The organism is Clostridium sp. DFI.5.61 (assembly GCF_024462915.1).
Classification (GTDB): domain Bacteria; phylum Bacillota; class Clostridia; order Oscillospirales; family Oscillospiraceae; genus Lawsonibacter; species Lawsonibacter asaccharolyticus.
In genome coordinates this window covers 1-6,238 of sequence record NZ_JANGBZ010000098.1, presented here as the reverse complement: position 1 = coordinate 6,238, position 6,238 = coordinate 1, and the positions used below count along the sequence as shown (strand labels likewise).

At 66.3% G+C, this 6,238-nt stretch carries 6 protein-coding genes and 1 riboswitch; all 6 genes read right to left on the bottom strand.

Going from position 1 to position 6,238, the window contains the following annotated elements:
* Positions 1-74: 74 nt before the first annotated feature.
* Entirely contained in the window at positions 75-608 is a 534-nt protein-coding gene (locus tag NE584_RS18945) for a folate family ECF transporter S component (protein WP_050624466.1), read from the bottom strand.
* Positions 609-685: 77 nt separating this feature from the next.
* A riboswitch (THF riboswitch) is annotated at positions 686-781 on the bottom strand.
* 28 nt (positions 782-809) lie between these two features.
* Positions 810-2,078 carry a folylpolyglutamate synthase/dihydrofolate synthase family protein gene (locus NE584_RS18940; protein WP_256183505.1) on the bottom strand — a complete coding sequence of 423 codons (1,269 nt, stop codon included), beginning with the start codon at positions 2,076-2,078 and terminating at the stop codon, positions 810-812.
* Positions 2,075-2,905 (bottom strand): formate/nitrite transporter family protein, encoded by an 831-nt coding sequence (locus NE584_RS18935; RefSeq protein ID WP_108981456.1) that lies wholly within the window; start codon positions 2,903-2,905, stop codon positions 2,075-2,077. The genes NE584_RS18940 and NE584_RS18935 overlap by 4 nt, the downstream gene beginning before the upstream one ends.
* Positions 2,902-3,771, bottom strand: coding sequence for a bifunctional 5,10-methylenetetrahydrofolate dehydrogenase/5,10-methenyltetrahydrofolate cyclohydrolase (locus NE584_RS18930; RefSeq protein WP_256183504.1), 870 nt, complete (start codon positions 3,769-3,771; stop codon positions 2,902-2,904). Before NE584_RS18930 ends, NE584_RS18935 begins: the two co-directional genes overlap by 4 nt.
* Positions 3,772-3,841: 70 nt before the next feature.
* Positions 3,842-5,515: a formate--tetrahydrofolate ligase gene (locus NE584_RS18925; RefSeq protein ID WP_193955472.1), complete on the bottom strand. Its 1,674-nt coding sequence runs from the start codon at positions 5,513-5,515 to the stop codon at positions 3,842-3,844.
* Between the two features lie 54 nt (positions 5,516-5,569).
* Positions 5,570-6,163, bottom strand: a complete 594-nt coding sequence (locus tag NE584_RS18920) for a HutD family protein (RefSeq protein ID WP_050624470.1) — start codon at positions 6,161-6,163, stop codon at positions 5,570-5,572.
* Positions 6,164-6,238 lie beyond the last annotated feature (75 nt).

Here is a 6,238-nt window from a genome sequence, read left to right as displayed (position 1 = left end):
CCCCCCCCCCCCCCCCCCCCCCCCCCCCCCCCCCCCCCCGGTCCCTTTTGGCGGTGGAGAGAGGGGGAAGGCCCTCAGGCGGGGAAAGCGCCCCGGCGGGTCAGCTGGCGGGAGAGGGAGAGCAGCACCGGGATCAGCAGGATCTGGGCCGCCACCATGCAGATAGTCTCGGTGAAGCGGGCGGGAAGCATGCCGAACAGGCCTTTGCCGTACATGATGTAGAGCCAGACGCTGTTGAGCACGAGCCGGGTCAGGCTGGCGCACAGGGAGGCGCCCACCACCCGCAGCCAGAGAGCGCGTCCATGGAAGCCCTCCCCCTTCTGGTGGAGGAACAGGCCGTAGATCAGTCCCACCAGTCCGGCGGTGACAGTGAAGCCGGGGAAGAAGGCGCCGAAGGGGAAGAGGGTGGCGCCGATCAAGTCGCTTACCGCGCCCACGGCCAGAGCCCACAGGGGGCCGAAAAGGATGCCGGACAGGGCGACGGCCAGGAAGGAGAAGTTGACCACCACGAAGGTGGTGTTGATGGAGAGGAACCGGGCCAGGATGACCTGGAGGGCCACCAGAAGGGCGCAGGTGACCATGATCTTGGTGTTTTTCTGAGCTTTCATTTATCTCTTCCTTTCACGGGCTGAGAGAGCCTCTCAGCGGTTTCCTCTTCAGTTGCCGTAAAAGGATACCCTGATACGACAGCGGAAGCGGAGCACCACCGCAAGACAGCTGCCTTTTCGTCCGGCGGCCACTTCCCATCCGCCGGCACTTGACGCGGTACTCCTATTCTGTGTATGGTCGCTGGGAAAACGGGGGAGGGGTCAGCACAGCCCCAGATGGTGGCGGATCTCCCCTACGGAGTAGAGGGAGCCCCAGGCGCAGATCACGTCCTCCGGGCCGGCCAGGGCCAGGGCGGTGTCCACCCCCTGGTCCAGGGTCTCCTGGACAGAGACCGGGATGGAGAACTGGGCCAGCCAGGCCGCCAGCTCGGCGGCGGGGAGGGCCCGGGGGCTGTCCGGTGTCACCGCCACAAAGGCCTTTGCCAGGGGGAGGACACGGCGGAACATGGAATGCCAGTCCTTATCGGCCAGGACACCGGAGAGGAAAATGAGCTTCCGGCCGGGGTAGAGGCTCTCCAGGGCGGCGGCAAGGGCGTCCACGCACTGGGGGTTGTGGCCGCCGTCCACGATGAAGTCGGGGGAGCGGCGGGCCAGCTCCAGGCGGCCGGGCCACTGGGCCGCGGCCAGTCCCCGGGCTGCCGCCTCCTCCGGGATGGTCCAGCCGGCATCCCGGAGTGCCTGCACCACCTCCAGGGCGGTGATGGCGTTGGAGAGCTGGTAGCTGCCCAGCAGGGAGAGGCGGTAGGGGCCCCGGCCCCGGTAGCGGAAGTCCTGACCCTCCAGACCGGAGGAGAGGACCTCCAGCTCCTGGGGGTCGGTCTGACGGAGGGGGATGTCCAGCTGGCGGCAGACGGACTGGATCACCTGGGTGACCTCATCGCTCTGGCGGTAGAGGACGGCCCGGCAGCCCGGCTTGAGGATGCCGGACTTCTCCCGGGCGATGAGAGTGAGGGTGCCGCCCAGCTCCTGGGTGTGCTCCAGGCCGATGTTGGTGATGACCGCCGCCTCCGGGGCGGGGATCACGTTGGTGGAGTCCAGGCGGCCGCCCAGACCTACCTCCAGCACCACGATGTCACACTGCTCCTCCAAAAAGAACTCCATGCCCACCGCGGTCATCAGCTCGAACTCGGTGGGGGGATCGGACATCCCCTCCGCCACCTCCAGCACCTGCTGGGTGAGGCGGCCCAGGACTTCATCCGGGATGGGTGCCCCGTTGACCTGCATCCGCTCGTGGAAGCGGTAAAGGTGGGGAGAGGTGAACAGGCCAGCGCGCAGCCCAGCCTGAGCCAGGATGGAGGCTGTCATGGCCGCGGTGGACCCCTTGCCATTGGTCCCGGTGATGTGGACGAAGCGCAGGCGGCGCTCAGGATTGCCCAGGCTGGCCAGCAGTGCCTGGGTACGCTCCAGGCCCGGCTTCCGGCCGGTCCAGGCCCGCTGATGGATCAGTTCAATGGCTTCCTGTCCTGTCATGAAGGAGTCCCTCCCTGCTTTAAGTGACAATACCAAAGGAGCAAGGCCAGCCCGGCACCCCCCAGGATGTTGCCCAGGGTGACGGGGACCAGGTTGGAGGCGGCCCCGGTCAGGGTGAGAGGGGCCAGATCGACGCCCGCGGCTGCTGCCAGCGAGGCGTACTGGGGGACAGCGGCGGCCATTAGGGCCGCGCCGATGTAATAGAGGTTGGCAACGGAGTGCTCAAAGCCGCACAAGACGAAAAAGCAGACCGGAAGAAAGGCGCCCATCAGGCGGCCCGGTGTCTCCCGGGCGGAGGCGGCGGCCAGCACCCCCAGACAGACCAGCAGGTTGCACAGCACGCCCAGGCCCAAGGCGCTGCCGAAGGGAAGGGCGCATTTCGCGGCCCCGACCCGGATGGTGTATACGGCCAGGGCCCCGGCGGAGTAGTCCAGCTGGCCGCAGGAGACACACAGCCAGGCCACCAGCAGCGAGCCCAGGGCGTTCCCGGCAAAGACCAGCGCCCAGTTGCGCACCATCAGGACCGCCGATCCCCCCTTTTTCTCCAACAGAGTGAGGGGGAGCATGCAGTTTCCGGTGAACAGCTCCGCACCGGTGACGACGACCAGCCCCAGACCGAAGGGGAAGAGCAGGCCGCAGATGGTCCGGACGGTCCAGGTGTCTGAGATGCCGTAGACCGCCGTGTTGGTGGCGGCCGCGGCGATGGCGATGATGGCCCCGGCCAGCGCTCCCAGCAGGAGCAGGCTGGCGGCGGAGCGCTCCATTTTCCTGACGCCCGCCGCACTGTACGAGGCGAGCAATTCTGCGGGGGAGAGGTAGTTGTTCATGATCTCCTTTGTTCCAGAGACCGGCAGGCCGCCTGGGCCACATGCAGGGCCAGCACGGTGGAGGTCACCGCGCCCACGCCTCCGGGGACCGGCGTGATGGCAGCCACGATGGGCTCCACCTCGTCAAAGGCCACGTCCCCATGCATGGCGCCGTCCGGGCCGATGTTGACGCCCACATCTACCACCACCTGGCCCGGGCGCACATAGTCGGCCCGGATCAGGTCCAGGCAGCCGGCGGCGGAGATGATGATGTCGGCGTCCTGGCAGAAGCTGCGGGTGTCCTCCTTGTCTGTGAAGATGTGACAGACGGAGACGGTGGCCTCCTCCTTCATCAGCAGCAGGGCGGTGGGCAGGCCCACGGTGGCGCTTTTGCCGATCATAGCGATCTTCTTGCCTTTCAAGGGGATATCATAGTAGTGGAGCAGTTCCAGGCAGGCGGTGGCGGTGCAGGGGGGAAAGCCGATGTCACTCTTGGTGAGCAGGCCGCCCATGGAGGCGGTGGTGATGGCGTCGATGTCTTTCTCCGGGGCCAGGACGCTGGTCACCGCCTCGGTGTCCAGATGGGGCGGCAGGGGGCGGAATAGCAGGCAGCCGTGGATGGAGCTGTCCTCGTTCACTGTCCGCAGGGTCTGGATCAGCTCCTGCTGTGAGGCGTCCGCGGGCAGCAGGAAGAGCCGGACGGCGATGTTCAGGCTTTCCGCCCGGCGGATAGCCCCCCGCTCATAAGCGATGTCCTCCTCCCGGCGTCCCACCCGGACGATGCCCAGGGTGGGAGTGACGCCGCGGCGGGAGAGCTTCTCACAGCGGAGCCGGATGTCCCGGCACATGTGTTCCGCCACCGGTTTTCCGCTGAGCAAAACTGCCATGGGTCTCCTCCTTTTGGTGATTCGGGCAGGGGGAGGCGGCGTGCGCCTCCCCCTGCATGTGGTCATATGCTCAGAACAGGCCGGTGATCCTGCCGTTCTCGTCTACGTCGATCTTCTCGGCAGAGGGGACTTTGGGCAGGCCGGGCATGGTCATGATATCGCCGGTGAGAGCCACGATGAAGCCGGCGCCGGCGGAGACCTTCAGATTGCGCACCGTGACCTCGAAGCCGCTGGGCGCGCCCAGCAGGGTCTGGTCGTCGGAGAAGGAGTACTGGGTCTTGGCCATGCAGATGGGCAGGTCGCCGAAGCCCAGGTCGGTGAGCTGCTGGGCCTGCTTCTTGGCGTTGGCGGTGAGCACCACCCGCTCGCCGTGATACACCTTCTTCACAATGGTGTCCAGCTTCTCCTGGATGGAGGCCTGGGTATCATACACGAACTGGAAGTGGCTGGGCTGCTCGCACAGGCGGATGACCTCCTCGGCCAGAGCCTTGCCGCCCTCGCCGCCCTTGGCCCACACCTCGGACAGGGCCACATTGACGCCCAGCTCATTGCACTTCCTCTCTACCAGGTCCAGCTCGGCCTTGGTGTCGGTGGGGAAGGCGTTGATGGCCACCACGCAGGGCAGGCCGTACACGTTCTTCACGTTGTCCACGTGCTGCAGCAGGTTGGGCAGGCCCTTCTCCAGCGCCTCCAGGTTCTCCTGGTTCAGCTCGGGCTTGGGCACGCCGCCGTGGTACTTCAGCGCCCGCACGGTGGCCACGATCACCACGGCGGAGGGCTTCAGGCCGGCCTTGCGGCACTTGATGTCGATGAACTTCTCTGCGCCCAGGTCGGCGGCGAAGCCGGCCTCCGTGACTGCGTAGTCCCCCAGCTTCAGGGCCATGCGGGTGGCGATGATGGAGTTGCAGCCGTGAGCGATGTTGGCGAAGGGGCCGCCGTGGATGAAGGCAGGGGTGCCCTCCAGGGTCTGGACCAGGTTGGGCTTCAGAGCGTCCTTTAGCAGGGCGGCCATGGCGCCCTCGGCCTTCAGGTCATGGGCGGTGACGGGCTTGCCGTCATAGGTGTAGGCCACGATCATCCGGCCCAGCTTCTCCTTCAGGTCGGTGATGCTGGTGGACAGGCACAGCACGGCCATGATCTCGCTGGCCACGGTGATCTCAAAGCCGTCCTCACGGGGCACGCCCTGGGCCTTGCCTCCCAGGCCGTCCACGATGTGGCGCAGCTGGCGGTCGTTCATGTCCACCGCGCGCTTCCAGGTGATCTGCTTGACATCGATGCCCAGGGCATTGCCCTGCTGGATATGGTTGTCCAGCATGGCGGCCATCAGGTTGTTCGCCGCGCCGATGGCGTGGAAGTCGCCGGTGAAGTGGAGGTTGATGTCCTCCATGGGCACCACCTGGGCCCAGCCGCCGCCGGCCGCACCGCCCTTGACGCCGAACACAGGGCCCAGGGAGGGCTCACGCAGGGCGACCACGGACTTCTTGCCCAGCTTCCGCAGGCCGTCCGCCAGCCCTACGGAGGTGGTGGTCTTGCCCTCGCCCGCAGGGGTGGGGGTGATGGCGGTGACCAGGATCAGCTTGCCGTCCTGAGCCTGGGTCTCGTTGAGCAGCTTGTAGTCCACCTTTGCCTTGTAGTTGCCGTACATCTCCAGGTACTTCTCGTCCACGCCCGCCGTGGCCGCGATCTCCCGGATGTTTTTCATTTCACAGCTCTGTGCAATTTCAATGTCGCTCTTAATTTCCATGGGAATCAGTCTCCTTCTTTTATGATTTATCGTGGATGTCTATGAAGTTAGAAGTTAAGGGAGGGAACGGACCTGGGCCGCCATAAAGGAGGCCGGGCCCGGGCAGTCCAGGTGCAGCGGAGCGCTGCCGGGGTCCTGGATCAGAACGGCTTCTCCTGAGGCAATGGTACTCGATTCCCCAGCGAAAGTCAAGGTGCCGCTCCCCTCCGCGCAGTAGAGGATGAGGGTGGAGGAGCCGGGTTCGGCGGAGAAGCTGACGGGGCCGCCGCTGGTGCGCAGGGGGGAGACACTGCCGGCGCATCTGTCCTTGCGCAGCATCAGGTTGAAGTCCACGCAGCGGCCCCGGGAGTGGGTGTCCGCCCCGCCGTCGAAGGCGTGGACCTGATAGGGGGCCAGGGAGATGAGGGGGCCGCCGTCGTGGGTCAGTTCCATCTCTCCCCGGAGAGGGGCAATGAGCCGGTGGTAGTCGGGGAGGGGGGTGAAGTCGGACTCGTCCAAGTCCACGGTGGCGGAGCTCAGCCGCCAGAGGAAGTCCCGGTCCGCATAGAGGGCCCCCTGGGGGGCGATGGCGATCTGGGTGGTGGTCCCGCCGGACCACTGACTGATCTGGTAGTCTGCCTGGGTGAGGTGAGTGATATGGGGTGCCATGGGGACTCCTTTCTGAACGAGGACGCCCCCCCCGCGGGTTGCCCGCGCAGGTGATGGGCCTGCCGGAGAGCATGT